Origin of the sequence: Micromonospora echinofusca (genome assembly GCF_900091445.1) — a bacterium.
GTDB lineage: Bacteria > Actinomycetota > Actinomycetes > Mycobacteriales > Micromonosporaceae > Micromonospora > Micromonospora echinofusca.
In genome coordinates, this window is the sequence record NZ_LT607733.1 from 6,399,641 (window position 1) to 6,425,054 (window position 25,414).

A 25,414-nucleotide genomic window follows, 5' to 3' on the forward strand; every position below is an offset into this window, starting at 1 on the left:
CCGGCCGGGTCCTCCGCGCTCACGAGCGCGTCAGCGCTCGGGGAGCCGGATCGGCGGAGTGGTCGGCAGCGGGAGGCCCCCGCCGCCACCGCCGTCCCCGGGGGTGGTCGGCGTGGTGCTGGGCGTCGGGCTCGCCGAGTCGGTGGGCGTCGGCTCGGCCTGCGGCACGGTGACCACGATCGTCACGGTCTTGCCCCTGGCGAGGTTGCTCCCGGCCGGCGGGTCCTGCTTGGTGACCTGGCCGGCCTCCTCCGGCGGCACCTCGCGGCCCTGCTTGACGTTGACGTCGTAGCCGGCCTCGTCCAGCTCCTCCTTGGCGTCGTCCTCGCTGTCGCCGACCACGTTGGGCACCTTGCCGACGTTGCCCCTGGAGACGGTGAGGGTGACCGTGCTCTCCGCGGCGACCTGCTTGCCCGGCGCGGGCGACACCTCGAGGACGATGCCCGCCTTCTCGGCGTCGTCCTTCTCCTTCTTGTCCACCTTGAAGCCGGCCGCCTCCAGCCGCTCCTTCGCGCTCTCGTAGGTGGAACCGACGAGGCCCGGCGGGATGGTCTTCATCTCCACGCCGCCGCAGACCTGGACGACGACCTCCTGGTTGGGCTCCAACGGGGAGTTCGCGGGCGGGGCCTGGTTGACCACCTGGCCCTTCTGACAATCCTTGTTGAAGACCTGCTCGCCCTCCTTGGGCACCAGGTTGGCCTGCGAGATCCGGGCGAACGCCTCCTGCTGGGTCAAACCGGTCACCGTGGGTACCGTGACCCGGTCGTCGCCGTCGCGCTGGCTCAGCAGGGCGGCGGCAAGGGCGATCACCGCGAGGACGCCCACCGCCGCGAACGTCGCGATCAGCCAGGAGGACGCCTTGCGTCGGCGCGGGTCGCCGACCCGGGCCGGCATCTGCCGGGTCTGCGGTGCTCCGGGGGCGCCCGCGTAGCCGGCGGCGGCCGGGGCGAGCTGCGCCGTCTCCTCCTGCGGCAGCACCGGGGTCGCCATCACCGGGCGGCCGGCGGCCGCGCGGAGCAGGTCGGCGCGCATCTCGCCAGCGCTCTGGTAGCGGTTCAGGGGGTTCTTCGACAGCGCCTTGAGCACGATCGCGTCGACGGCCGGGTTGACGTCCGGGTTGATGTCGCTCGGGGTCGGGGGCGTCTCGCGTACGTGCTGGTAGGCCACGCTGACCGGGCTGTCCCCGACGAACGGCGGGTGCCCGCAGACCAGCTCGAAGAGCACGCAGCCGGCGGCGTAGACGTCGGAGCGGGCGTCGACCGCCTCGCCGCGCGCCTGCTCCGGCGAGAGGTACTGCGCCGTACCGATGACCGCGCTGGTCTGGGTCATGGTGGTGGCGCCGCTGGCCAACGCCCGCGCGATGCCGAAGTCCATCACCTTGACCTGGCCGGTCTGGGTGAGCATCACGTTGCCGGGCTTGATGTCGCGGTGAATGATGCCGTGCCGGTGGCTGAACTCCAGGGCCGCGCACATGTCGGCGCAGATCTCCAGCGCCCGGCGCGGCTGGAGCCGCCCCTCGACGCCCAGCACCTCCTTGAGGGTCCGCCCGTTGACGAACTCCATGACGATGAACGGCAGGGTCTCCCCGGTGGGCGCGGTCTCCTCGCCGGTGTCGTAGACGGCGACGATCGCCGGGTGGTTGAGGGACGCGGCGTTCTGCGCCTCCCGGCGGAACCGCATCTGGAAGGTGGCGTCCCGGGCGAGGTCGGTGCGGAGCATCTTGATCGCGACGTCCCGACCGAGCCGGAGATCGCGACCGCGGTGCACCTCGGCCATACCGCCATAGCCGAGCAGCTCGCCGACCTGGTACCTGCCACCGAGCAGGCGGGCCTGCGCTGTCATCGCGTCTGTCGTCCTTCGCTCGTCGTCTCGTCGCTGCCCGACCGGGGCAGTTCCTGTCGACGGTACGACGTTCCGGTCGGATCGTCGCGTCCGTCGGGCCACAGCGCGCCGACCCTCACCGCCGGCGGAGTGACCGCGCTCGACTTCGTGCTCTCCCGCACGCTGTAGGAAATCACGCCGGAGCAGACGAGGACCAGCACAGCCACGATGATGGCGAGGAACACCATCCCGGGCCGGGACCGCTGGCCACCCGGCTGGTGCGCCGGCGGGGCGGCGTGTCCCGCGTACGACATCGGCCGGGCCGGCTGAACGGGCGCCGCGCCGCGCGGGTAGCCGGTCGGTGCCATCTGCGGATGCTGGGCCGGCGCGGCGGGCGCGACCGAGGTGGGGCGGTGCGGCGCGGCGGGCGCGACTGAGGTGGGGCGGTGCGGCGCGGCGGCCGGCCGGGGGCTCGCCACGGGCGGCCGGTGCGCCGCCATGGGCGGACGCGGCGGCTGCGCGGCGACGTTCGGCTGCCGGTGGGGCGGCGACGCCGGCGGACGCGGCGGCGGCACCTGGGCGCGCCCGGGCGGGCCGGCCGGCGACGCCGGGGCGGCGGAGATGGGCTGGCCTGCCGCCCGGGCCTGCTGGGAGAGCTGGGCCTTCAGCTGGCGGGCGACCCCGGCCAGCGTGGCGGCGCTCGGCCAGCGTGCCGCCGGGTCCTTCGCCAGGGCCCGCTCGACCACCGCCCGGACCTGCGGCGGAATGTCGGCCGGCAGCGGACGGGGCGTCTCCCGCACGTGCCGCATCGCGATGTCGAGGGGATTGTCGCCCTCGAAGGGGCGTCGGCCGGCGAGGCACTGGTAGGCCACCACGCCGAGCGCGTAGACGTCGGACGCGGGCGTGGCGACGCCGCCGGTGGCCTGCTCCGGGGAGATGTACGAGGCCGTACCGAGCACCGAGCCGGCCGCCGTGAGCTGGGCGACCAGCTCCGAGCGGGCGATGCCGAAGTCGGTCAGCACGAGGGTGCCGTTGGGCCGGACCAGCAGGTTGCCGGGCTTCACGTCCCGGTGCACGATGCCCTTCACGTGCGCGGCGTGCAGCGCGTCGGCGGCCTGGGCGACCAGCGCCATCGTGCGGGCCGGGGTGAGCCGGCCGACCCGGGCCAGCGTGGCGGACAGCGCGTCGCCCTCGACGTACTCCATGACCAGGAAGGCGATCTGCTGGTCGTTGCCGAAGTCGTAGACGTCGACCACGCCAGGATGGTTGATGGTGGCCATGGTGCGGGCCTCGCCGCGGAAGCGCTCGGCGAAGTCGGGGTCGTCGAGCAGCGCGGGGAGCAGGCTCTTGACGGCGACCGTACGGCCGAGCACCTGGTCGGTGCCGCGCCAGACGTCGCCCATGCCGCCGCTGGCGATCCGCTCGTCCAGGCGGTAGCGGTTGCCGAGCTGCACCCCGGGGCTCAACATGTCAGCGGCCCCCCGGGTCGGTGATGGCGGCGCGCATGACCTGCCCGGCGATCCGGGCCGCCTCAGCGCTGCCACCGGGGCCGGCCTGCTCGAGCACCACGCAGACCGCGGAGACCGGCGTGCCGTTCTTGTCCAGGGCGAAGCCGATGAACCAGCCGTGGTCCGGCCGGTCCGGCGCGGACTGGGCGGTGCCCGTCTTGCCGCCGACCGTGTAGCCGTTGATCCGCGCGTTCTCGCCCGTGCCGTTCTTGACCACGCTGACCATCATGTCCCGCAGGTCACTGGCGACCTGGCCGCTGACCGGCTGCCGCAGCTCCTTCGGCTTGGCCGTGTAGTAGCTGGTGGTGCGGTCCGGGGCGAGCAACTGACGGACCAGGTACGGCCGCATCTGGCTGCCGTCGTTGGCCACCGCCGCAGCGATCATGGCGCCCTGGAGCGGGGTCATCCGCACGTTGTTCTGGCCGATCGAGGACTGCGCCAGCGCGGCCGGGTCGGTGCTGCCGTCCGGGTTCTGCATGTCCCCGGTCCGGCTCGCCGCCACCGGGTGCCCGCCCTTGTCGACGCGGCCGACGGTGAGGTCCTCCTGCTCGAAGCCGAACTGCCGGGCCTTCTCCTTGACCTTGTCCGCGCCGAGCCGGACGCCGAGCTGCGCGAAGCCGGTGTTGCACGACTCGGTCACCGCGTTCATCAGGGTGACCTCGTCCTCAGGGCAGATCGACGGCGCCGCGTTGCGGATCGGGGAGCCCGAGGTGGGCGGCGTGTAGCTGGCACCGGCCGGGATCCGGGTCTCCTGACCGACGCCGTTCTCCAGCGCCGCGGCGGCCACCACGATCTTGAAGGTGGAGCCCGGGGGCAGCACCTCGCCGAGGGCCCGGTTCTTCAGCGGACCCGCCGGGTCCTGCTCCAGCTTGTTGTACGCGGCCGTCGCCTCGTTGGTGCTGTGGCTGACCAGCGGATTCGGGTCGAAGCTGGGCATCGAGACCAGCGCCTGCACCGCCCCGGTACGCGGGTCGACGGCGATCGCCGCGCCCCTGGCGGCGTCGACCCGGTTGTTGCGCAACTGCTCGAACGCCGTGTTCTGGGCGCCCTTGGAGACCGTGAGCAGCACGTTGCCGCCGCCGGTCTGGTCGCCGGTGAACATGTCCTTGACCCGGTTGGCGATGAGCGCGTCGCTGGTGCCCGCCAGGAAGTCGTTCTCGAACTTCTCGATGCCGGTCTCGGCGAGGTTGACCGGCTTGTAGCCGAGCACGTGCGCGTACCTCGCCCCGCCGGGGTAGCTGCGCTGGAACTTCAGCTCGCCGTCGGTCTCCTTGCTGACCGCGAACGCGGTGCCGCCGGCCTCGATGTTGCCGCGCTTGCGGTCGTACTCGGCGACCTGGACCCGGCCGTTGTAGTCGCTGGTGCGGTACTCGTCGGCCTTGTAGGCCTGGATCCAGTTCAGGTTCGCGAAGAGCAGGCCGAAGAGGACCATGACGACGATGCCGACGCGGCGCAGGGGTGCGTTCACGGCTTGATCACCTCCGTGGGGGCACCGTGCAGCTGCTCCGGTGGGCCGCCGGACGGTCGGGCCGCCTTGCCGCCGGCGCCGGTGACGGACCGGCGGGCGCCGTCGGAGATCCGGAGCAGGACCGCGATGAGCAGCCAGTTGGCCATCAGCGAGGAACCGCCGGCGGAGAGGAACGGGGTGGTCTGGCCGGTCAGCGGGATGAGCTTGCTGATCCCGCCGACGATCACGAAGACCTGGAGCCCGAGGGTGAACGCCAGGCCGCCGGCCAGCAGCTTGCCGAACGAGTCCCGCACCGCCAGCGCCGCCCGCAGCCCGCGCTCGACGATCAGCAGGTAGACGACGAGCAGCGCGGAGAGGCCGAAGAGCCCGATCTCCTCGCCGATGCCGGCGAAGATGAAGTCGTTCTGCACCTCGGGCAGCAGGCCCGGCTGGCCGCCGCCCGGGCCCGCGCCGAACAGGCCGCCCGTGCCGAGGGCGAGCAGCCCCTGCACGAGTTGGTAGCCGTCCTCGTACGGGTCGGCGAACGGGTCCAGCCAGATCTGCGCGCGCAGGTAGAAGTTGGCGAACGGCCCGCCGACCACTTCCCCCAGCACGTACGCCAGGTAGACGCCGCCGAAGAAGAGCACCAGACCGATGAGCAGCCAACTGACCCGCTCCGTGGCGATGTAGAGCGTCACCACGAACATGCCGAAGTAGAGCAGCGAGGTGCCGAGGTCCTTCTCGAAGACGAGGACCAGGACGCTGATCAGCCAGACCACGACCACCGGGCCGAGGTCGCGCCCGCGCGGGAAGTCGATGCCGAGGAACCGGCGGCTCGCCAGCGACAGCACCTCGCGCTTGCGCACCAGGTAGTAGGCGAAGAAGACCAGCAGGGCCAGCTTGGCGAACTCGCCGGGCTGGATGGAGAAGCCCCCGACCCGGATCCACAGCTTCGCGCCGTTGATCTCGGAGAACCGGCCGGGCAGCACCGCCGGGATCATCACCAGCACGATGCCGGCCAGCCCCAGCGTGTACGCGTAGCGGGACACCGAGCGGTGGTCGCGCATGAGGGCGAGCAGGCCGGCGGCGAGGACGACCGAGGCGAGCGTCCAGGCGAGTTGCCGGCCACCCGTGCCGGCGAAGATGGCCAGGTCCTCCCGCTCGGCGGGCGCCGCGTTGCCCAGGTCGAGCCGGCGCAGGAAGCCCACTCCGATCCCGTTGAGCAGGGCGACCGCCGGCAGCAGGGCCGGGTCGGCGAAGGGTGCCAGGAACCGGATCACCAGGTGCAGGCCGAGGAACACGGCGGTGAGCGCGGCGGCCGGCATCCAGAAGTCGGCCGTGATCGTGTCGAGCACCTTCGCCTCGACCATCGCCCCGTACGCCGCCACCAGCGCCATGGCGACCAGCAGCAACGACAACTCGGCGTTGCGCCGGGACCGGGCCAGGCGTACGCCGGGCTGCTCGCCCGTGGTGGCGGGCGAGGGTGCCGGAAGGGCCGCTGCGGTCACGGAACGTCCTCGGATCGAGCCGCGCCTACTCCGGCGACCGGCACGCGGCGGGGTCGAGCGCCGGCGAGTCGGTGTCGGAGGGCGGGGCGTCGGGCGTGGTGGTCGGCGCGGCCGGCGTGCTCGGTCGACCGCTGACCGGGGCGCTCGCGCTGGCGGTCGGGGCGGGCGACACCGGGCCGGTGGTCGGCGTCGGGGCGGTGGTGACCGCGGCGGCGCTCGGGCTGGGGCTCGGCGGGCAGATGGGCTTGAGGTTCGGGTTCATCGGGTTGTCGCTGGTCAGTTCGGCCAGCCGACGCTCGGCGTCGGGCTCGCTCTTGGCCGGGATGCCCTGCTTGACCTGCTCCTGGGCGGCCAGTGTCAGGTCTTCGAGGTCGGCCGAGCTGGTGGAGTGCACGGTCGACAGGTCCATGCCGGCGATCTCGCCCTGGATGCCCCGGAACACGGCGACCTGGCCGTTCTCGGTCGCGCCCACGTAGTACTGGCGCTGGGTGTAGCTCCAGCCGCCGAAGACCGCGCCGCCCACGAGGACCAGCAGCGCCACCGAGATCGCGGCGGCCCGCACCGGACGACGCCTCGGGCGCTCCGACTCGTCGTCGGCGCCGGCCGACGGCTCCTCGGGTGCGGGCGGGCGGGGCGCGGAGAGGGCGGACGCGCGGGCGGCCGGAGTGGAGACGTCGGCGGAGGTCGCCATGCCCCGGTCCCGGGCGGCGGCGCCGCCGACGATCGGGCTCGCCTCGACGATGTCCTGGTCGGTGGCGTCCGCGATGATCACGGTGATGTTGTCCGGGCCGCCGCCGCGCAGGGCGAGCTGCACCAGCCGCTCGACGCACTGCTGCGGGTCGGCGTACTCGCGCATCGTCTCGCCGATGGTGTCGGCGCTGACCACACCCGAGAGGCCGTCGCTGCAGATCAGGTAGCGGTCGCCGGGGAGCACCTGGCGGACGCTGTATTCCGGGTCGATGTCGCGGCCGTCGAGCGCGCGGGTGAGCAGCGACCGCTGCGGGTGGCTGCTCGCCTCCTCGGCGCTGATCCGGCCCTCGTCGACGAGCATCTGGACGTACGTGTCGTCCTTGGTGATCTGCGCGAACTCGCCGTTGCGCAGGAGATAGGCCCGCGAGTCACCGATGTGGACCATGCCCAGCTTGCTGCCGGAGAAGAGGGTCGCGGTGAGCGTGGTGCCCATCCCCTCCAACTGGGGGTTGGCGTCCACGGTGTCGCGGAGCTGCTGGTTGGCGGTGCCCACGGCCGAACGCAACGCGTCGACGAGAGCGTCACCTGGGACGTCCTCGTCGAGCGGCGCCATGGCACCGATGACGATGTTGCTGGCGACGTCACCGGCGGCCATGCCGCCCATGCCGTCGGCGACGGCGAGTAGCCGCGGCCCGGCGTAGACGGAATCCTGATTACCGTCTCGGATCAGACCGCGGTCGCTGTGGGCCGCATAGCGCAGGGTCAGAGTCATGGCCGTAATTCGAGAGAAGTGCGGCCGATCCGGATCGGCACGCCGAGGGGGACGGGGGTTGGTCCGGTGACCTTAGCGCGATCCAGGTAGGTGCCGTTAGTCGAGCCGAGGTCCTCGACGAACCACTGGCCGTCGCGGGGCACCAGACGGGCGTGCCGTGCCGAGGCGTAGTCGTCGGTGATGACGAGGGTCGAATCCTCGGCCCGGCCGATGGTGATCTGGGCTTCGCCGAGGGTGATCCGGGTCCCGGCCAGCTGACCGGCGGTCACCACGAGCTGGTGCGCCGCCCTGCCCCGCTTCGCCTTCGCCGGCTTCGACGCCTGCCCGAGCGTGGCGCCGACCGCCCGGGGGGCGGCCACCAGCCGGCCCGACCGGGCGCCCGCGAAGAGGTCCCGGCGGATCACGCCGACCACTGTGAACACGAAGATCCACAGCAGGATGAGGAACCCGAACCGGGCGACGGTGATGACGAGTTCCGGCAACGCGGGTCAGCCGTCCACGCGGAAGGTCAGCGTCGTGGTGCCCAGCTGGATCATGTCGCCGGGGTTGAGCGCGACGGCGGAGACCCGCTGGCCGTTGACCATGGTGCCGTTGGTCGACCCGAGGTCGGTCAGCACGACCTGACCGCCGTCGAAGTCCAGCCGGGCGTGTCGCCGCGAGATCCCGACGTCGGGCAGGCGCAGGTTGGCCTGGTCGCCACGGCCGATCACGGTCGAGCCCATCTGGAGGGGATAGGTGCGCCCGTCGCCGGAGACCAGCCGCACGTTGCGGCCGCCGCCATGGCCGGGCGGGGGACCGTAGCCACCCCCCTGGTCGTACGCGGGGTAGGCGGGCTGGCCCGAGTCGTAGCCGGGTGCCGAGACCGGGGCGACCTCGCCGCCGGTGTAGACCTCGGCGGTGACCCGGAACATGCCGGTGTCCAGCCCCTCGCCGCGCTCGATCTCGACGATCACGTCGCCGTAGACCGTCCAGGCCTGCTCGCCGATGAACTCCGCCTGCGACTGGGCCAGCTCCTGGGCCAGCGCGGCAGCGTACGGCGCCAGACGACTGTGGTCGTAGGGCGAGAGATCGATCACGTAGCGGTTGGGCACCAACGTGCGCCCACCGGCCAGGATCGCCTTGTGCGCCTCGGCCTCCCGCTGCATGGCGTTGAGGATCTCCACGGGGTGGACCACCCCTTTGAAGACCTTGGCGAAGGCCCCCTCGACCAGGCCTTCCAGACGCTTCTCGAAGCGTTGCAGCACGCTCACCGGCTCCTCCTCGGGTCCCGAGGACATGATGGTATCCGGCCGGCGCGCGCGCAGCTCACACGCCGCTCGGCCGTCTGACGGCGGCCCGTTCGGACGGGCCGATACTGCCGTGCTACTCTTTCGTCCGCCACGAACGGTAACCGCTCCTCGGACGGTAACCAATCGTCGCAACGATCACGGACCGGGTAGGATGTCCGGGCCCGCTGGAGACAGCAGGACCGGCACAGACTACAGTGTTCGAGGTCAAGCCACGGGGAAGTGGCGGAATGGCAGACGCGCACGGTTCAGGTCCGTGTGCCCGAAAGGGCGTGGGGGTTCAACTCCCCCCTTCCCCACCAATACGCGAGGGCTCCGCAGCGATGCGGGGCCCTTGCGCCGTATCGGGGCGTGCCGTACGTCACGCTATGCTCCGATGGTTTCTGCCTCCGACGGACCAGGAGTGTCGTGTGAGTGTCGCGTTCGTGACCGGGTCGGGCGGTCTGATCGGCTCCGAGGCGGTCCGGCACTTCGCCGGCCTCGGTCTCGAGGTCGTCGGCATCGACAACGACATGCGGCAGGAGTTCTTCGGCGAGGAGGCGTCCACCGCGTGGAACGTCCGCCGGCTGACCGACGAGCTGGGGTCCGCGTACTCGCACCACAGCATCGACATCCGGGACCGGGCCGCGCTGGCCAAGCTCTTCCAGCGGTACGGCACCGACGTCGCCGTGGTGATCCACACCGCCGCCCAGCCGTCGCACGACTGGGCGGTGCGCGACCCGTTCACCGACTTCGACGTGAACGCCGCCGGCACGCTCAACGTCCTGCAGAACGTGCGCGAGCACTGCATCGAGGCGCCGGTCATCCACTGCTCGACGAACAAGGTCTACGGCGACCGGCCGAACAGCCTGCCGCTGGTGGAACTGGAGTCGCGCTGGGAGATCGAGCCGGGGCACCCGTACGAGCAGGGCATCCGTGAGGACATGTCCATCGACGCCTGCCTGCACTCGATCTTCGGCGCCTCGAAGGTGGCGGCCGACGTCATGGTGCAGGAGTACGGTCGCTACTTCGACATGCGTACGGCCTGCTTCCGGGGCGGGACGCTGACCGGCCCGGCGCACTCCGCGACGGAACTGCACGGCTTCCTCGGCTACGTGATGCGCGCCAACATGGAGCGCCGGACGTACAAGATCTTCGGCTACCAGGGCAAGCAGGTCCGCGACGCGATCCACAGCTCGGACGTGGTCTCCGCGTTCGAGGCGTTCTTCCGTAACCCGCGCCCGGCGGCGGTCTACAACCTCGGCGGCGGGCGGCACTCGAACACCTCCAACCGCGAGGCGTTCGCGCTCGCCGAGCAGATAACCGGCCAGGAGATGGTCACCGAGTACGTCGAGGCCAACCGGATCGGCGACCACAAGTGGTGGATCGGCTCGAACGAGGCCTTCCAGGCCGACTACCCCGAGTGGAAGCAGATCTACGACGTGCCCATGATCATGCGGGAGATCTACGAGGCCAACGTGGACAAGTGGGTGCCGGGGGCATGACCGCCAAGGGCAAGCGGAACGTCCTCGGGGTCCTGGTCGACGCCACCGACTACGCCGCGGCGACCGAGCAGGTGGTGGCCGCCGCGCAGGAGCGCCGCCCGCTGGCGCTGACGGCGCTGGCCGTGCACGGCGTGATGACCGGGGTGCTCGACCCGGCGCACAACGCCCGGCTGAACTCCTTCGACGTGGTCACCCCCGACGGCCAGCCGGTGCGCTGGGCGCTCAACCTGCTGCACGGCGCGGGGCTCACCGACCGGGTCTACGGCCCCACCCTGACCCTGCACGTGCTCTCCCGGTTCGCCGACGAGGGCCTGCCGGTCTACCTCTACGGGTCGACCGAGGAGACCCTGGCCAGGCTGATCCCGGCGCTGGAGCGGATGTTCCCGGCTCTGAAGATCGCCGGCGTCGAGCCGTCCAAGTTCCGGGCGGTGCAGCCGGGCGAGGACGTGGAGATCGCCGACCGGATCAGGTCCAGCGGGGCCCGGCTCGTGCTGGTCGGCCTGGGCTGCCCGCGCCAGGAGGTCTTCACGTACGCCATGCGGCCGCTGCTGGACATGCCGCTGATGGCGGTCGGGGCGGCCTTCGACTACCACGCCGGACTGCTGCGCCAGCCCCCGCCGTGGATGCAGCGGGCCGGCCTGGAGTGGTTCTGGCGCCTCGGCCTGGAGCCCAAGCGGCTGTGGCGACGCTACGTGATCCTCAACCCGGCCTACCTGACCCGGCTCGCCGGGCAGAAGACGGGGCTGTGGAAGGCGCGGCCGCCGGCCCCGGCCACGGATCGGCCGGCGACCTTCTCCGTCTGAGTCTGCGGCGGCGGAAGCAGAGTCCGGTCCGGCTTCACCCTGCCCGGCCGGCCCTCGGCGGCTGTGCATGGAGCATGCGCCAAAAGGGCAGGTGGTGGGCCTGGAGTTCCGGGTCCACCACCTGCCCTCACACGAATGCCGGATCAGTCGTGCGGCAACCGCAGCACGACTCGGCGGCGCCGGAACAGCACGATCAGCACCGCACCGAGCGCGAGCACCGCAGCGCCCGCGCCCGCGAGGAAGCCGGCCGGTACGCCGGTGACCGGCAGACCGCCGCCGGAACCGCCACCGTCGGTGGTGATGACGATGCGGGCGGTGTTGTTCGGCGGATTGGACTCGGCGGACGCGCCGACACTGCGGGCGTGGACCGTGCCGTCGGTGCCCGGCTCTGACTTGATCTTCAATTGGACGGTCGCCGTGATCCTGCCGTAGCCGGAGGCAACGGTCGGGAACTCGCTCTCGAAGTTGCAGCGCAGCTTCGTCGATTCCGGCAGCGACTCGTATTCGGTGCCGTCGGTGTAGCACCACTCGGCGGGGAGCAGCACCGTACCGGTCGGCGCGGTGATGACCACTGACGGGCCGCCACCGTCGGACGGGCCGTTGTTCACGACCTCGTACGTGAGGTCGACGGTCTGCCCGACGGCACCCTTGACGGCCGGGGCGGTGACGGCCACGTCAAGCGTGTTCCCCTTGCTCCAGAACGCGAAGTCCGCCTGGTTGTCCGACTCGTCGAGTTCTCGTCGCGTGTCGACGTCGCCCTTCGCGACCTTCGCCTGCTGCTTGCGTACGGCCGCTGCGAACGACGGACCGGTACCTTCGGCACGGGCGGTCTTCTTCGCCCCTCGTGCCTCCCCGGCAAGGGCCACGTCGAAGAAGCCGTAGTACTCGAGCGGACCCGCCAGGTTACGGCCGAAGGTGACGTTGAACAGCGACTTTCCTGTCGCGTCGTCGAACAGCCACAGGGCGTCTCCGGGTGCCAGGGTCAGTGGCACGACGCAGCTGACCTCGCCCGGTCCGTAGACGTAGGGCCGCCCGGTGTCCTTCGGGTAGTAGTCCGTGTAGGTGCAGTCGCTGTACCGCTCGACGAACGTGGCGCCGGTGGGGACGACGACCCTGACGGTGAAGTCGCTCGCGGCCGTGTCGCCTTCGTTCGTGACGCGCGTGTACAGCGGGACGACATCGCCGGGGCCGACCAGGTCGTCCTTGCTGTTCAGGTTCCGCGCCGCGGCGACCAGGTCGGGGCCGGACGGACTCACCGTGACCGGGAACGAGGTGGTGTTGTCGCCCGGGGAAATGTCGTCTTCCGCGCCGGCGATGGTGACGGTGACCGATCCCGCGTCGCCAGGAACGGCACCCTGGCGGCTGGCCAGCGACAGCGGGCTCACGGTCGTGACCTGGCCGGCCTGAAGGACACCGATGGCACAAGTGACCTTGGCATCGGCAAGCTTGCAGGAATCGGTCCACTCCGGCACCGAGACGGTGACCGAGTCGGCGACCTTGCTCAGGTCCAGCGTCACGGTCACCGCGGTGGCGGTGGCACCGCCGTAGTTGTAGACGTACATGCCGACGGTGGTGCCGTTGTTGTCGATTTCGGCAACCGGGTCGCGGTCGAACGAGACAGACAGGTCGGGCAGCGGATCCGCGGCATGGGCGGCCGTTGGGGCACCAATCATCGCGACGGTTGCCAGTACGGCCGCCCCTGCCGCGACGCGAGACCATACCCGGGGCTCATGTGTCATTTTTTCTCCGGTCAATTGACATAGATGCCGCACTTTATCCTGCAACCTGAGGCAGAACACCTGACCGATCGTCCTAAGATCATCACAAGCGGGCATGGCGCGACAGTGCGGGCCCCGGCCAGGTCGTCGGCCAAGGCCCGCAGGCGTCAGGAAGGCCCCTTCCCTACGCCCGCGTGGATGCGTTGGGAAGGGGCCTTCCTCGTCACTCTGTCAGAGGGTGAGCGTCCAGGTGTTCAGGTACCCGGTGTCGCCCGAGTAGACGTCGCGCACCCGCAGCTGCCAGGTGCCGTTCGCCGCCTCGCTCGACAGGTTCGCCGTGTAGGTGGTGTTGATGTTGTCCGCGCCGTCCCAGAAGCTGCTGTTCTTCAGCCGGTAGGACGAGCCGTCCGGGGCGACCAGGTCGATGACGAGGTCACCGCGGTAGGTGTGCACGATGTTCACCGCGACGGTGGAGGCCGACGAGGCGTTGCGGGCGCAGCCGGAGATCACGATCGAGCTGCTGGCCGTGGCACCCGTGTCCGGGATCGCGACGTCGGTGCCGTTGGTGCCGGAGCAGCCGCCGCCACCGGTGCCGGTGACCGTCAGCGAGTAGGTCGCGGTCCTGCTGCCGGAGGCCGCGGTGCCCGTCACGGTCACGGAGTAGGTGCCGGGCGGGGTGCTCGCCGAGGTGCTGATGGTCAGCGTCGAGGAACCGCCCGAGGTGACGGTGGCCGGGCTGAACGAGGCGGTGGCCCCGGACGGCAGGCCGCTGGCGGACAGGCTCACCGACTGGGCGGAGCCGTTGGTGGTGGCGGTGGCGACCGTGGCGGTCACCGAGCCGCCCGGCGCGGTCGAGCCCGAGGTCGGCGAGACCGAGACGGAGAAGTCGTTGGTCGGCGGGGTGTCGCCGTTGACGACGTAGAGCAGCTTGTTGGGCGAGCCGGTGCCCGGGTTGGTCACCACGTTGCTGGTGGCGTTGTTGACCAGGTAGTCGCGGACCTGCTGCGGCGTCCAGGCCGGGTTGGCGCTGGCCACCAGGGCCGCCGCGCCCACCACGTGCGGGGTCGCCATCGAGGTGCCGCTGATCGTGTTGGTCGAGGTGTCGCTCGTGTGCCACGCCGAGGTGATCGACGAGCCCGGCGCGAAGATGTCCAGGCAGGTGCCGATGTTGGAGAACGACGACCGGGCGTCCGTGTTGGTCGTCGACCCGACGGTGATGCCCTCGGCGGTGCGGGCGGGCGAGGTGTTGCAGGCGTTGCCGCCGGAGTCGTTGCCGGCCGCCAGGCCGTAGCTCACGCCGGAGTTGATGGAGTTGCGTACGGCGGTGTCGAGCGTGGTGTTCGCGCCGCCGCCGAGGCTCATGTTGGCCACGGCCGGCTTGGCCGCGTTGGCGGTCACCCAGTCGACACCGGCGATGACGCCGGCGTTCGTGCCGCTGCCCTGGCAGTTCAGCACCCGTACGCCGACCAGCTGGACGCCCTTGGCGACGCCGTACGCCGAGCCGCCGACGGTGCCGGCGACGTGTGTGCCGTGCCCGTTGCAGTCGTCGGCCGAACCGCCGTCGACGGCGTCGTAGCCGGAGACCGCCCGGCCACCGAAGTCGCTGTGGCTGAACCGGATGCCGGTGTCGATGATGTAGGCGTGCACGTTGCTCGCCGTGTTCGGGTACGTGTAGGAGCTGTTCAGCGGCAGCGCGCGCTGGTCGATCCGGTCGAGGCCCCAGGAGGGCGGGTTGGTCTGGGTGCCGCTGATGGAGACCGTGTGGTTCTGCTCGACGTACGCCACGGCGGGGTCCGCGGCGATGCGGGCGGCGGCCTTCGCGCCGACCCGGACCTCGAAGCCGCGCAACGCGGCGGCGTAGGTGCGGGCGACGGAGCCGCCGTGCCGGCCGACCAGCCGCTGCGCGGAGTCATCGACCCCACCGCGGGCGACCGAGCTGTCCTTGAAGACGACGATGTAGCTGTCGGCCACGGCGGTGGCACCGCCCGCGGCGCGGATCGTGCCCACCGGTTCGGCGGCCATGGCCGGCGTGGCGGTGGCCACCATGGCCAGCGTGGCCACCCCGACGAGTACGGACCTGCGTGGAAGACCCATCTTCTACTCCCTCCGACCGGCACCGACCGTCCAACTGTTCGTGACGAGTGAATCGATGAATGCCGATCAAGCTGAGGGTAGGTGGGGGTAAACCGGAATTCAAACATGTCGACTTACCCATAACATCGAGAAGATGGCCCCTAGGGGAGGCGGCTGCGGGACGAACCGGGGACCTGCCCGGATTCATGACCGTCGAAAACGGGCAAGGCTGTGGGTCATGGAGAGTCACCTCGCCGTGCTGCTGTCGCTGACCGCCGTCTGGCTCGCCGCCGGATGGCTCGCGGACGGGCTGCCCCGGCTGGACCACGCCCGCACCCTGCGACGGCGCACCGGATGGGTGCTCGCCCTGACGCTGACCGGCCTGGGGCTGACGGCCGCCGTGCTGGTCGCGGGGCTCTCCAGCGCCGGCGCGACCGCCGCCGACCGGGCGGCCGCCGGGCTCACCCTCGCCGCGCTCCCCGCGCTCGTGGTCGCCGCCTGCACGGTGCGCCGGGTACGCCGGCTCCGGGCGGGTGCGGGCGCGCTCTCCTCGGCGCCGGAGACCCCGGCGCCACACGGCCTGCGGGCCTCCGCCGCGCACCCGCTGATCGGGCTCCCGGTGCAGGTCACCGGCCTGGCGATCCTGCCCGCGGTGATCGCGGCGAGCACCCCGGATCTGCTGTTCGGACCTGGCGTGACCGGTCCGGCGATCACCGTGGGCGTGCTGGGTGTCGCCGCCATCGGCGTACGCCACGCGCTGCGCCACAACCGGCTCGTCGAGCGGGCCGCGCCCGCCCGGCCCGCGCCCGCCCGGCCCGCGTCAGCGCGAGCGGCCGGGCCCCTGCACGTATAGCAGCTCCAGGATCGCCCGGGTGGCCTCGAACCACCGGTCGAGCCAGCCGGGCGGCGGGACGCTGCCCTTCGGCGGCAACTCCATCAGCAGCCCGCGCAGGAGCGGGTGGTCGACCAGCGACTCGGCCGGCTCCACCGACCAGCCACCGGGCGGGAACGACGGCTCCGTCAGCGGATTGGGATCCAGCGAGGGCAGGGAGAGCGGCGGACCGGCCTGCTCCGGCGGGGCGGCCGGGGCCTCCCGGGCGCCGATCTCGGTGTCGGTCGACACCACCTCCGTGAGGACGGTGTCCCGGCGTGCCCCCCGGTACTTGCCCCCGAACCGTTCCGGCTTACCCGGCCCGTTGGTGAGGTTGTCTGACCCGATCGTCGTCATCCGTCTCGCCTGCCTCGCTCGGTTGCCGTCCGTGCGGCGGGTCGTCGACCAGCGCCGTACCCGAGGGGTACAACGACACGGGACCCGATGTGGCGACGCCGACGGCGGGACGTCTTCGTCGGCCGGGGCGGACGCGGACACGACGATGCCCCGTCCGGCGCGCAGCCGGACGGGGGCACCCCGTCAGATCACGGTCCCGTCAGCCCTTGTCGAACACACCGCCCCTGGTGCCGGCGACGAAGGCGTGCCAGTCACCGGGAGCGAAGACCAGGGCCGGGCCCGTCTTGTCCTTCGAGTCCCGCACGCCGACCGCCCCCGTCACGTATGCCACCTCCACGCAGTTGTCGCAGTTCGGCCCGCTCTTCGAGCTCTTGAACCACGTCGCCTGCGTCAGGTCCACGGGGAACCCATTGGTCGCCATTTCCACAACGGCTCCTCTGCCAGTTTCGCGATGTGTGCGATGGACTCCTCCGGACGAATGGCCGCCGCTCGGACGTGATCGAAGATGAAGCTGTACTTCTGCAGTTCGTCACTCTTCTCCAGGAAGAGCCCACCCGTGGCATTCTCCGCGTACACGACATCCGGATCACCGGGCTCAGGGAAGCTGAGGATCGTGAAGGTGCCGTCCATGCCGGCGTGCGCCCCCACCGCGAACGGCAGGATCTGGAGCGTCACGTTCGGCAGTTCCGCCACCTCGACCAGGTGTTTGAGCTGGTCACGCATTACCTCGTCCCCGCCCACCGGACGGCTTACCACCGCCTCATCGAGCACCACCCACAGATCGACCGGATCATCCTGCGTCAACAACGACTGACGGCCCAGACGGACACGCACCCGTTGCTGCACCTGCTCCGGCGTGAAGTCAGGCCGGGCGGCCCGGATCATCGCACCCGCGTACTCCTCGGTCTCCAGCAGCCCGGGCACCACCTGCTGCTCGTACGCCCGGATCGAGCTGGCCGCGGCCTCCAGCCCGACGTACGCGCCGACCAGCACCGTGCTGTAGGGGTGCCACCAGCCCTTCTGCCGCGCCTCCCGGGCGATCTGCACCAGCTCGTCGCTCTCGGCACCCACCACGCCGTAGATCCGCAGCATGTCCCGCACGTCGCGCGGGGTGGCCGTGGTGTGGCCGGTCTCGATCCGCGAGACCTTCGACGCCGAGCACTCCAACTGCTCGGCGACCGCCTCGATGGTGATCCCCGCCGTCTCCCGCTGCCGACGCAGTTCGGCGCCGAGGCGACGACGTCGGATGGTGGGGCTGCGCCGCTCGCTCACGGGGCCACCTCGGTCCGTGACCGCGGGTCGGGCCCACCTGTCGCGGTCACGGGACCACCGGCCCCGCTGGTCGGGACCACCGGCTGTCAGGCCTCACCGGTCCACCTCCGCCTCGCCGTGCGCCACTGTCGGCACCCGCCAGGGGCGCGACCGTCGTACGGCGGGCGTCGTTCGCGGCGTGGGGTGGTGCCGGTCATCGGCCGGCCGCGACGGGCGAAACCGGACCCCAGTGTGCCGGGCGGACATGAACCCCTTCAAGCGCTGCTTTGCGCGAGCCGCTCATGTATCGGCAAAAGTCGACGTGCAACTTGCATGAAGCACGTCGCTGATGCAGTCTGTCCGTATGGCACGGGTTACTCACCGTCTCCGTCCGCTTCCCCGCCGTGGTGATCCCACGGGCCACGGGACGCGCGGCAGTGGGGCCGCCCGTCAGTCGACAACCAGACCTGCCCCGGGTTGATGACCTCGCCGCTGTACGCCAGTTGGCTGCGGCGGCGGGAGCGGTACCCGGAGCAGCCGGGTGTTGGTCGGGTGGCGGTTCGCCACCAGCGGGTACGGCCCGACCACCACCGCCCGCGACAGCCGGTCCACGAGGCACGACCCGCCACCGGGCCACCGACGTCCCCCGACCCGCACCGCCGGCCCGTGCGCCGGCCGACCCTTCCCAGGAGCCCATGTGCTTCCCCGCTCCGGTGACGTACTGCACGTGACTCGCGCGGCGAGTGTCCAGTTCCTCAGGCCCATCATGTTCCGGGTCATCCGGGTCCTCGACTGGCCGACCTACGACGGCTGGATCTGGCTCGAAGGCTACGAGCTGAACGCATCGGGGGACGCGGTCAGCCGGCGCTCGATCTTCGTCCAGCGGGAGGGGCTGCGCCACCTGCGGTCGGCCCCCGAGCCGCGCCCGCACACCGTGCGCGCGCCGCGGCGGCCCGTCGCCCGCACCCCGGTCCGGGTGGGCTGACCTGCGCGATCGGCAGCCCGGGGGCGTGCCGTCGCCATAGAATGAGGTACGCCCACCCCGGCACGTTCCACCCCGCGCGTCCAGGACCCCGAACCTGGGATGGCCATGGTCCTTCAGCCCGCCGCGCGGCGGCACCACCGCTCCCGTATCGCCTACGCCTTCGGACTCCTGGCGCTGATCGGCGCCGCCACCCTGCTGGTGGTAGTGGTCCGTGATCCCGCCCTCTCGTCCACGACGCGGCTGACCACCCCGGTCCCCGCACCGGAGATCACCGTGGTGGACGAGGACCCCGACGACGAGCCGGACGCCCTCGACGCCCCGTACGCCTGGGGCGGCCCGGACGAGCCGGACGCGCTCGGTGCCGCCGACGAGCCCGAGCCGGCCGTCGCCGGGACCGACGTACCCACCGACGCCCAGGCCGGCGCGGCGCAGGCCGGCCGTCCCGCACCGGACGACGTCCGCCGTTCCCTCTTCTGGTCCGGCATCTTCGGCCTGGCCATCTCGCTGGCCGGGCTCGGCATGGTCGGCACGAGGCGACGTATGTGGTGACGCGGCGGCCCCGGTCAGCGGCCCACCGGGTCAGCGGCTCACCGGGTGGCGGTCGGTTCGACCGACGGCGTGACCCCGTCGGTCGGCGAGGCGGCCTCGCGGGCCACCACCAGCGTGACCTCCTCGTCCCGCGGCACCAGCTCCCCCGCCTCCGGCTCGCTGCGGATCACCGTGCCGGCGGGACGGTCGGACGTCTCGTACTCCACCCGGTGGCCCAGCCCGACGTCGTCCAGGATGGCCTGCGCCGTCGCCAGCGGCAGGTTCACCACCGGCGGCATCGGCAGTTCCACCGGCGCCGAGGGCGACGGGGACGCCGAGGGCGACGCGCTGGTGGGGGCGGCCGAGGTCGGTGCCGGAGTGGTCGGCGACGCGCGGGTCACCGACGGCGACGGCGACGGCTCCGGCCCGCTCGGGTCGTCGTCCCCCGACTGGAGGGCCAGCCACAGCCCGACGCCGAGGAGGCCGACCAGCAGCAGCACGATCACGCCCCACAGGATCGGCAGCCACCAACGCCGCGCGCCCTGGTCCTCGGCGTACCACTCGGCCTCCGGCTGGTCGGCCGGACCGGCGGGCCGCACCTCCGCCCGGCCCGACCACGTCGCCGGCATGGCTGCCGTACGGTCCAGCGGGGCGGTGCCGTCGACGGGCACCGGCCGGGTGGCGTCGCCGGCATCCGCGGCACGCCGGTCGGGGCGCGGCAGTGGCTGCGTACGGTCGGGTTCCGGCCCGGTCGGGGCATCGCCCGGCGGAGGCAGCGGGCGGGTCTGGTCGTCGTGTTCCCCGGCGGACGGTTCCCGGCGATCGTCGCTCATGCCGGCACTCCGCTCCGCTGCGTGCCGACCTGAGACACCACCGCACTGTGCCGATGACTCGCTCGCTGACGCTCGCTCATCGCACGTCCTCTCCCGGCCCGGGCGGGCGTCGCGGGCCCCTGACCGCCAACCTAGCGGTCCCCGGGGCCATCGGCCGGGATCAGCGTGCCGGAGCCGTCACGGTGTCGGGGAGGCCGATCCGTCGTCCTCCGGCACGTCGCCGCACCAGATCGACACCTGGTCGTTCCACCGGCCCGTGCCGTCGCCGGCCGGATCCTGACGGCTGACCGTGCCCGTCCTGCCCGTGCGGTACTGCGGGTAGAAGCCCTCGTCGACGAGTTCGTCCGCCGCGTCGTCGCAGTCGTCGCCCACCACGTCCGGCACGGTCGCGGCCGGCGCCGGACCGCTCACGTAGAGCGTCACGGTGCGCCCGGGCTGCACCTCCGTACCCACCGCCGGGGAGGTGCGCTCCACGGTCGTCCCGGTGCCCCGGCCGAAGACGAGCCGCCAGCCCAGCCGCTTCTCGCGCAGCTCGTCGCGGGCGTCCGTGAAGTCCTCGCCGACGACCGCCGGCACCGTCAGCCCGGCGGAGCGACTCGGCCCGGTCGTGCGGGGAGCCGCCGGCGCGGACCGGCCCGGGGTCGACCGGGCGGCACCGGGGGTGCCGGTTGCGGAGGGCAGGCGTTCCGCCGCTGCCGGCGGTGCCGCCGGTGGCTCGTCCTCGCCGGCCAGCAGCCAGCCGCCGGTCGCGCCGACGGCGGCCAGCAGCACGACCGCCAGACCGCCCCTGAGCAGCACCGTCGACCGCTCCGCGGCGGCGTCGTTCCGCTCGCCCGTGTCGCCGTCCGTCATCCGCCCACCCCGCCTCGATCACCGGCGACCGTACCCGTCCGCGCCGGCGTCGGCGTCATCGCGGTCCACCCTGGCGGACCGTCACGACTCGCCGCGCCGACCTCGGGACGTTACGCTCCCCCGCATGGCCAGACGGGGCTGGGGAGGATCGATCGCGACCGCGGTCGGCGTCGCTGCCGGCGCGGGCGCGGCCCAACTGGGCTTCGGCTACGGGCTGGGCATCATCAACTGGGCGCCGGCGGACGCGAGTGCCGGCGCGACCGCCTGGGTGGCGGGCCTGATCTGGGCCACCTGGATCGCGGCCACCTCGACGGTGTTCGGCGCGGTCTGCGCGCAGCGACTGCGGGACCGCGCCCCGGCGCCGGACGCCGATCCGGCTCCGGCCGGGCCCGGCGGCGGCGCCCTCGGCTCCGCCGCGCTCGCCGTGGCCGCCGGGGTGGGCGCGCTGATCACCGTGCTGCTGGTGGCCGTACCGGCCCGCGAGGCGGTGGCGGTGGCGGACACCGGCTCGCCCCGCAACGTCGCGGCGGCGTACGCGGCCGTCGGCGTGCTGGTCGGCGTGCTGACGGCGGTCTGGGCGCTGCGCTCGCGGGCCGCCGCGACCAACGTCATCGCCACGGTCGGCTGGCTCTGGCTGCTCGCCGTGATCGCCGTCGTGGACGGCGTACTGGCCGGGCGGGGCCTCACCAGTGCCCAGCTCGGGATCTGGCAGCTCGGTCCCGACGACGGGCGCTACTGGATCCGCGACTACTTCTACTGGCCCGGCGCGCTGCTGTCCCTCGGCTCCGCGCTGGTGATCGGTGCCCTCGCCGCCCGGCGGGACGCCCGCGACCCCGACCGTCGGGTCGGGGCGGCCGCCTCGGGTGCGGCCGGGCCGCTGCTCGTCGCGACCGCGTACTTCCTGGCGGTGCCGAGGCTGACCGCGATCAGCCCGGAGCAGGTGTCGGCCCACCTGATCGCGCCGTACGCGGTGATCATCGGGGTCGGCGGTGCCGTCCTGGTCACCGGCCTCGCCCAGCGGGCCGCCCGGCGGGCCACGGCCCGGGGACCGGTGCGGGTGCCCCGCCAACGCACCGGCGAACCCGCCGACCAGCAGAGTGACCCGGCCCGGCCGGACGGTCCTGGTGCCGGCGACCCGTCGTCGGGACGGCACACCCCACCGGCCGGAGACACCGTCGCCACGCCGGGCGGCACCGACACCGACGCGGCGGCGCCCGGCTCCCTCGCGGCGCCGGGCGGCTCCGGCGACCACGGGACGCCGGTCGGCACCGCACCGGGCCGGGACGCCATCGCGGCGGGTGCGGGGACGCCCACGGGCCTCCCCGCCGACCGGGGACCGGTGCCGGCTCCGGCCGCCAGCTTCGCGGCCACGTCCGGCCCGTCGGCCGGGGAGCCGGCCACCCCGTCCGCCGGCACGCCGGCGTCGGCGCCCGCCGGAGAGCCGGCCGAGCCGGCCGCCGACGAGCCGACGGAACCGCAGGCCACTGGCCGTCGCACTCGTTCCGGTCGCCGTACGCGCTGAGCGCCGGCCCGGCCCGGGTCAGTCGACGGGCCAGGTGTGCACGGGTTCGTTGCCGCGTTGCAGTTCGGCGTAGCGCTGCACCATGTGGTGCAGGGCGGCGTCCCGGTCCATGCCCCGGTGCCGCTCGGCCGCCCACACCGCCTCGGTCTGCCAGACCGCGCCGTTGCGGCCCGTACGGCAGCGCTGCTCGATGATGCCGAGCAGCCGGTCGCGTTCGGCCGGGGCCACCCCGAACCGGTCGAGCCCGGCGGCGGCCGTGGGCAGCAGGACGTCCAGGACCAGCTTGGTCACCGGCACCTCGCCGAGGCGGGGCCAGTGCTGGACGGCGTCCATGCCGCGCCGGGCGGCGGCGTGGAAGTTCTCCTCGGCGGAGCTGAAGGTGAGCTGGCTCCAGATGGGTCGTTCCGCCTCCGCCAGCCCTCGCGCCAACCCGAAGTAGAAGGCGGCGTTGGCCAGCATGTCGACCACGGTCGGGCCGGCCGGCAGGACCCGGTTCTCCACGCGCAGGTGCGGGCGGCCGTTCATGATGTCGTAGACCGGCCGGTTCCACCGGTAGACGGTGCCGTTGTGCAGGCGCAGCTCGCCCAGGACCGGTACGCCGCCGCCGTGCAGGACCTCGACCGGGTCCTCGTCCTCGCAGATCGGCAGCAGCGGCGGGAAGTAGCGGACGTTCTCCTCGAAGAGGTCGAAGATGGAGGTGATCCAGCGTTCGCCGAACCAGACCCGGGGGCGTACGCCCTGCGCCTTCAGCTCGTCCGGCCGGGTGTCGGTGGCCTGCTCGAACAGGGCGATGCGGGTCTCCGCCCAGAGTTGCCGCCCGTAGAGGAACGGCGAGTTGGCCCCGACGGCCACCTGCACGCCCGCGATGGCCTGGGAGGCGTTCCAGTAGTCGGCGAAGCTGTCCGGGGCGACCTGGAGGTGGAACTGGAGGCTGGTGCAGGCCGCCTCGGGGGCGATCGAGTCGGTGTGGGTCTGGAGGCGTTCGACGCCCCGGATGTCGAGTTCGATGTCCTCGCCCCGGGCGCCGACGATCTGGTCGTTGAGCACCCGGTAGCGCTCGTTGGTGGAGAGGTTGTCCTCGACCAGGTGGCGTTCCGTGAGGGTGGGCAGGATGCCGACCAGGACGATCTTCGCGTCCGACTTGGCGGCCCGCTCGTCGGCGCGCGAGAGGCTGCCGCGCAGGTCCTGCTCGTAGTCGGCGAACCCGTTCCCCTCGATCAGCCGGGGCGGCGCGTTCAGCTCGAGGTTGAACTGGCCAAGCTCGGTCTGGAAGAGCGGATCGGCGATGTCGGCGAGGATCTGGTCGTTGCGCATCGCCGGCTCGGCCGCCGAGTCGACCAGGTTCAGCTCGATCTCCAGCCCGGTCATCGGCCGGTCGGCGTCGAAGCCGAAGTCGTCCAGCATCAGGGCGAAGACGTCCAGGCAACGTCGGACCTTCTGTCGGTAGCGGACCCGGTCCTCCCGGGAGAAGGCGCCCTGCTCGACGTCCCTGCCCATGTTTCCTCCCGGCGCGAGGCGCAGTCGGGCCGTGCCGGCCCGGTTAGCGCGTGGTGAACCCTCCACGTTAGGAGTGTCGCCATCGTCGGGACCAGAGGAGGTCCCGGCGATCCCACGGCCGGGACGCCCCTGTTCCGGTCGGCGGACGCGCTCCCGGCCGCATCTCTACCCAGCCGGTGCCGCCGGCACCGGGCCGGACCGCGAATGAGTCGTGACAAATTACACCCGCCCGGCGCTGCGCACCCCCGTACACGCGTCGGGCCCGCGCCGCGGTGCGGCGCGGGCCCGGAGGCGGTACGACGGATCAGGCTTGGCGGACGGCCTCGCCCTCGATCTCGATCTTGATCTTCTTGCCGACCAGCACGCCCCCGGTCTCCAGGGCGACGTTCCAGGTCAGGCCGAAGTCCTCGCGGTCGATCTCGGTCATGGCGGAGAAGCCGAAGATGTCCTGCCCGAACGGGCTACGGCCGACGCCCTCGAACTCGACCTCGAGGTCGACCGGGCGGGTGACGCCCTTGATGGTCAGCTCGCCGGAGAGGACGAACTCGTTGCCGTCGCGGGACTTCACGCCCGTGCTACGGAACTCCAGGGTCGGGAAGCTCTCGACGTCGAGGAACTCGGGGCTGCGCAGGTGCGTGTCGCGGTCGGCCTGGTTGGTGTTGATGGTGGCCGCCTGGATGGTGGCGCTCACCGCCGACTGCATCGGGTCCTCGGCGACGGTGATGGTGGCGCTCGCGTCGGCGAACTCACCGCGCACCTTGCTGACCATCATGTGCCGGGCGACGAAGCCCACGCGCTTGTGTGCCGCGTCCAGCAGGTAGGTGCCGGCGGTCGGGATCGTGAGGCCGTCCCAGTCGCGGGTGACCGGTGCGGTGCTGCTGGTCATGGAAACTGCCCTCCGTGGGGGAATTGGTTTAGTAGCCCAACGACTGTCACAGCAACTATAGGCATAACAACATTCCCGGTGTCAAGTACTGCTACGATGGGCGGGTGGACCAGAACGTGTTCGATGACCCCCGGATCACCGCCGTCGGCCTGCTCGTCGAGGCGCACGCCGGGCTCTCGGCCCGGTTCGCCGCCCAGTTCGAGGAGCACGGCCTCTCCCCGGTCGAGTTCGAGGTGCTGACCAGACTCGCCCGCTCACCCGGCAACCAGTTGCGCATGACCGACCTGGCCGCGCAGACCTCGCTGTCGACCAGCGGCGTCACCCGCGTGGTGGACCGGATGGAACGCGACGGGCTGCTCACCCGCCGCGCGTGCCCCTCAGACCGGCGCAGCTCGTTCGCCGTGGTCACGGCCTCCGGCCTGCAACGACTCGACGAGACCCTGCCCGGGCACCTGCGGATCATCGAGCAGTGGTTCACCGGCCAACTCGACCCGGCGGCGCTGGGCGCCCTGCTCGACGGGCTGCGCCGGGTCCGCGACGCGGTGCACCCCGGCGCCACCGCCGGAAGCACCGGATCCGCCGCCGACCTGGACGAGACCGGCACCCCGTCCTGACGCGTACCCGAGGGCCGCTCGGCACCGGCAGAAAGAGCGGCAGAACTGCCGCACCCACGCGCCGATAGACGATCAAACCGGACGAGGCCGCGTGCGGGCGGTGGCTAG

The 25,414-nt window shown here is 72.2% G+C and carries 23 protein-coding genes and 1 tRNA gene; 8 read left to right on the forward strand and 16 right to left on the reverse strand.

Translation table 11 applies throughout. From position 1 onward, the window contains the following. Nucleotides 1-30 precede the first annotated feature (30 nt). Genes pknB through GA0070610_RS27580 form a run of 7 tightly spaced genes read right to left on the reverse strand, consistent with a single transcriptional unit; the run spans nucleotide 31 to nucleotide 9,023 of the window. A complete protein-coding gene (pknB, locus tag GA0070610_RS27550) occupies nucleotides 31-1,842 on the reverse strand; it encodes a Stk1 family PASTA domain-containing Ser/Thr kinase (RefSeq protein WP_089002727.1) in 1,812 nt (603 codons plus the stop codon). Beyond that, complete coding sequence (locus tag GA0070610_RS27555) at nucleotides 1,839-3,290, reverse strand: serine/threonine-protein kinase (RefSeq protein ID WP_089002728.1); 1,452 nt, start codon at nucleotides 3,288-3,290, stop codon at nucleotides 1,839-1,841. Before GA0070610_RS27555 ends, pknB begins: the two co-directional genes overlap by 4 nt. Before the next feature lies 1 nt (nucleotide 3,291). Continuing rightward, entirely contained in the window at nucleotides 3,292-4,797 is a 1,506-nt protein-coding gene (locus GA0070610_RS27560; RefSeq protein WP_089002729.1) for a peptidoglycan D,D-transpeptidase FtsI family protein, read from the reverse strand. Beyond that, a complete protein-coding gene (locus tag GA0070610_RS27565; protein ID WP_089002730.1) occupies nucleotides 4,794-6,284 on the reverse strand; it encodes an FtsW/RodA/SpoVE family cell cycle protein in 1,491 nt (496 codons plus the stop codon). The genes GA0070610_RS27560 and GA0070610_RS27565 overlap by 4 nt, the downstream gene beginning before the upstream one ends. 25 nt (nucleotides 6,285-6,309) lie before the next feature. After that, entirely contained in the window at nucleotides 6,310-7,746 is a 1,437-nt protein-coding gene (locus GA0070610_RS27570) for a PP2C family protein-serine/threonine phosphatase (RefSeq protein WP_089002731.1), read from the reverse strand. Further along, nucleotides 7,743-8,228 carry an FHA domain-containing protein FhaB/FipA gene (locus GA0070610_RS27575; RefSeq protein ID WP_089002732.1) on the reverse strand — a complete coding sequence of 162 codons (486 nt, stop codon included), beginning with the start codon at nucleotides 8,226-8,228 and terminating at the stop codon, nucleotides 7,743-7,745. The genes GA0070610_RS27570 and GA0070610_RS27575 overlap by 4 nt, the downstream gene beginning before the upstream one ends. Nucleotides 8,229-8,234: 6 nt before the next feature. Beyond that, on the reverse strand, nucleotides 8,235-9,023 hold the full coding sequence (locus GA0070610_RS27580) for an FhaA domain-containing protein (RefSeq protein WP_089002733.1): 789 nt from the start codon (nucleotides 9,021-9,023) through the stop codon (nucleotides 8,235-8,237). 225 nt (nucleotides 9,024-9,248) lie between these two features. On the opposite strand from GA0070610_RS27580, the gene GA0070610_RS27585 reads away from it, so the two are divergent. The 3 genes from GA0070610_RS27585 (at nucleotide 9,249) to GA0070610_RS27595 (ending at nucleotide 11,319) form a co-directional block, all read left to right on the forward strand. Continuing rightward, a tRNA-Leu gene (locus tag GA0070610_RS27585) sits at nucleotides 9,249-9,334 on the forward strand. Nucleotides 9,335-9,400: 66 nt separating this feature from the next. Continuing rightward, complete coding sequence (locus GA0070610_RS27590) at nucleotides 9,401-10,516, forward strand: NAD-dependent epimerase/dehydratase family protein (protein ID WP_172896607.1); 1,116 nt, start codon at nucleotides 9,401-9,403, stop codon at nucleotides 10,514-10,516. Continuing rightward, nucleotides 10,513-11,319: a WecB/TagA/CpsF family glycosyltransferase gene (locus GA0070610_RS27595; protein WP_089003783.1), complete on the forward strand. Its 807-nt coding sequence runs from the start codon at nucleotides 10,513-10,515 to the stop codon at nucleotides 11,317-11,319. Before GA0070610_RS27590 ends, GA0070610_RS27595 begins: the two co-directional genes overlap by 4 nt. A 143-nt stretch (nucleotides 11,320-11,462) precedes the next feature. On the opposite strand, the gene GA0070610_RS27600 is transcribed toward GA0070610_RS27595, so the two are convergent. Together GA0070610_RS27600 and GA0070610_RS27605 are read right to left on the reverse strand one after the other, a co-directional pair. Next, nucleotides 11,463-13,118 carry a DUF11 domain-containing protein gene (locus tag GA0070610_RS27600; RefSeq protein ID WP_231925833.1) on the reverse strand — a complete coding sequence of 552 codons (1,656 nt, stop codon included), beginning with the start codon at nucleotides 13,116-13,118 and terminating at the stop codon, nucleotides 11,463-11,465. A gap of 150 nt (nucleotides 13,119-13,268) precedes the next feature. Then, a complete protein-coding gene (locus GA0070610_RS27605) occupies nucleotides 13,269-15,131 on the reverse strand; it encodes a S8 family peptidase (protein ID WP_089002736.1) in 1,863 nt (620 codons plus the stop codon). Nucleotides 15,132-15,348: 217 nt separating this feature from the next. Here GA0070610_RS27605 and GA0070610_RS27610 point away from each other — a divergent pair, with 217 nt between their 5' ends. Further along, nucleotides 15,349-15,963 (forward strand): hypothetical protein, encoded by a 615-nt coding sequence (locus GA0070610_RS27610; RefSeq protein ID WP_089002737.1) that lies wholly within the window; start codon nucleotides 15,349-15,351, stop codon nucleotides 15,961-15,963. On the opposite strand, the gene GA0070610_RS27615 is transcribed toward GA0070610_RS27610, so the two are convergent. The 3 genes from GA0070610_RS27615 to GA0070610_RS27625 all read right to left on the reverse strand — a co-directional run bounded on the left by GA0070610_RS27615 (nucleotide 15,931) and on the right by GA0070610_RS27625 (nucleotide 17,610). Next, nucleotides 15,931-16,338, reverse strand: a complete 408-nt coding sequence (locus GA0070610_RS27615) for a hypothetical protein (protein ID WP_089002738.1) — start codon at nucleotides 16,336-16,338, stop codon at nucleotides 15,931-15,933. The genes GA0070610_RS27610 and GA0070610_RS27615 overlap by 33 nt on opposite strands. A 199-nt stretch (nucleotides 16,339-16,537) precedes the next feature. Further along, a complete protein-coding gene (locus GA0070610_RS27620; protein ID WP_089002739.1) occupies nucleotides 16,538-16,759 on the reverse strand; it encodes a DUF397 domain-containing protein in 222 nt (73 codons plus the stop codon). Further along, nucleotides 16,729-17,610: a helix-turn-helix domain-containing protein gene (locus GA0070610_RS27625; protein ID WP_089002740.1), complete on the reverse strand. Its 882-nt coding sequence runs from the start codon at nucleotides 17,608-17,610 to the stop codon at nucleotides 16,729-16,731. The genes GA0070610_RS27620 and GA0070610_RS27625 overlap by 31 nt, the downstream gene beginning before the upstream one ends. A 676-nt stretch (nucleotides 17,611-18,286) precedes the next feature. Here GA0070610_RS27625 and GA0070610_RS27630 point away from each other — a divergent pair. Then, on the forward strand, nucleotides 18,287-18,574 hold the full coding sequence (locus GA0070610_RS27630) for a hypothetical protein (protein WP_089002741.1): 288 nt from the start codon (nucleotides 18,287-18,289) through the stop codon (nucleotides 18,572-18,574). Nucleotides 18,575-18,673: 99 nt separating this feature from the next. Beyond that, nucleotides 18,674-19,123 carry a hypothetical protein gene (locus GA0070610_RS27635; protein ID WP_172896608.1) on the forward strand — a complete coding sequence of 150 codons (450 nt, stop codon included), beginning with the start codon at nucleotides 18,674-18,676 and terminating at the stop codon, nucleotides 19,121-19,123. Between the two features lie 38 nt (nucleotides 19,124-19,161). Here GA0070610_RS27635 and GA0070610_RS27640 read toward each other — a convergent pair whose 3' ends face one another. Both GA0070610_RS27640 and GA0070610_RS27645 read right to left on the reverse strand, forming a co-directional pair. Then, on the reverse strand, nucleotides 19,162-19,935 hold the full coding sequence (locus GA0070610_RS27640) for a PASTA domain-containing protein (RefSeq protein ID WP_089002742.1): 774 nt from the start codon (nucleotides 19,933-19,935) through the stop codon (nucleotides 19,162-19,164). A gap of 177 nt (nucleotides 19,936-20,112) precedes the next feature. Further along, entirely contained in the window at nucleotides 20,113-20,787 is a 675-nt protein-coding gene (locus tag GA0070610_RS27645; RefSeq protein ID WP_089002743.1) for a PASTA domain-containing protein, read from the reverse strand. A gap of 124 nt (nucleotides 20,788-20,911) precedes the next feature. Here GA0070610_RS27645 and GA0070610_RS27650 point away from each other — a divergent pair, with 124 nt between their 5' ends. Next, nucleotides 20,912-22,309 (forward strand): hypothetical protein, encoded by a 1,398-nt coding sequence (locus GA0070610_RS27650; RefSeq protein ID WP_231925834.1) that lies wholly within the window; start codon nucleotides 20,912-20,914, stop codon nucleotides 22,307-22,309. 18 nt (nucleotides 22,310-22,327) lie between these two features. Here GA0070610_RS27650 and GA0070610_RS27655 read toward each other — a convergent pair whose 3' ends face one another. Beyond that, nucleotides 22,328-23,806 (reverse strand): glutamate--cysteine ligase, encoded by a 1,479-nt coding sequence (locus tag GA0070610_RS27655; RefSeq protein WP_089002744.1) that lies wholly within the window; start codon nucleotides 23,804-23,806, stop codon nucleotides 22,328-22,330. A 304-nt stretch (nucleotides 23,807-24,110) separates the two neighbouring features. Beyond that, nucleotides 24,111-24,692, reverse strand: coding sequence for a YceI family protein (locus tag GA0070610_RS27660; RefSeq protein WP_089002745.1), 582 nt, complete (start codon nucleotides 24,690-24,692; stop codon nucleotides 24,111-24,113). A gap of 104 nt (nucleotides 24,693-24,796) precedes the next feature. Between GA0070610_RS27660 and GA0070610_RS27665 the strand changes: the two genes are divergently transcribed. After that, nucleotides 24,797-25,306 (forward strand): MarR family winged helix-turn-helix transcriptional regulator, encoded by a 510-nt coding sequence (locus GA0070610_RS27665; RefSeq protein WP_089002746.1) that lies wholly within the window; start codon nucleotides 24,797-24,799, stop codon nucleotides 25,304-25,306. Nucleotides 25,307-25,414 lie beyond the last annotated feature (108 nt).

Bases quoted from the DNA above. Each gene is read 5' to 3' on its own strand.
- GA0070610_RS27660 (WP_089002745.1), bottom strand. From the start codon at position 24,692: ATGACCAGCAGCACCGCACCGGTCACCCGCGACTGGGACGGCCTCACG.
- GA0070610_RS27635 (WP_172896608.1), top strand. From the start codon at position 18,674: ATGGCCATGGTCCTTCAGCCCGCCGCGCGGCGGCACCACCGCTCCCGT.
- GA0070610_RS27590 (WP_172896607.1), top strand. From the start codon at position 9,401: ATGCTCCGATGGTTTCTGCCTCCGACGGACCAGGAGTGTCGTGTGAGT.
- GA0070610_RS27580 (WP_089002733.1), bottom strand. From the start codon at position 9,023: ATGTCCTCGGGACCCGAGGAGGAGCCGGTGAGCGTGCTGCAACGCTTC.
- GA0070610_RS27605 (WP_089002736.1), bottom strand. From the start codon at position 15,131: ATGGGTCTTCCACGCAGGTCCGTACTCGTCGGGGTGGCCACGCTGGCC.
- GA0070610_RS27615 (WP_089002738.1), bottom strand. From the start codon at position 16,338: ATGACGACGATCGGGTCAGACAACCTCACCAACGGGCCGGGTAAGCCG.
- GA0070610_RS27570 (WP_089002731.1), bottom strand. From the start codon at position 7,746: ATGACTCTGACCCTGCGCTATGCGGCCCACAGCGACCGCGGTCTGATC.
- GA0070610_RS27640 (WP_089002742.1), bottom strand. From the start codon at position 19,935: ATGAGCGACGATCGCCGGGAACCGTCCGCCGGGGAACACGACGACCAG.
- pknB (WP_089002727.1), bottom strand. From the start codon at position 1,842: ATGACAGCGCAGGCCCGCCTGCTCGGTGGCAGGTACCAGGTCGGCGAG.
- GA0070610_RS27555 (WP_089002728.1), bottom strand. From the start codon at position 3,290: ATGTTGAGCCCCGGGGTGCAGCTCGGCAACCGCTACCGCCTGGACGAG.
- GA0070610_RS27650 (WP_231925834.1), top strand. From the start codon at position 20,912: ATGGCCAGACGGGGCTGGGGAGGATCGATCGCGACCGCGGTCGGCGTC.
- GA0070610_RS27620 (WP_089002739.1), bottom strand. From the start codon at position 16,759: ATGGCGACCAATGGGTTCCCCGTGGACCTGACGCAGGCGACGTGGTTC.
- GA0070610_RS27595 (WP_089003783.1), top strand. From the start codon at position 10,513: ATGACCGCCAAGGGCAAGCGGAACGTCCTCGGGGTCCTGGTCGACGCC.
- GA0070610_RS27655 (WP_089002744.1), bottom strand. From the start codon at position 23,806: ATGGGCAGGGACGTCGAGCAGGGCGCCTTCTCCCGGGAGGACCGGGTC.
- GA0070610_RS27610 (WP_089002737.1), top strand. From the start codon at position 15,349: ATGGAGAGTCACCTCGCCGTGCTGCTGTCGCTGACCGCCGTCTGGCTC.
- GA0070610_RS27645 (WP_089002743.1), bottom strand. From the start codon at position 20,787: ATGACGGACGGCGACACGGGCGAGCGGAACGACGCCGCCGCGGAGCGG.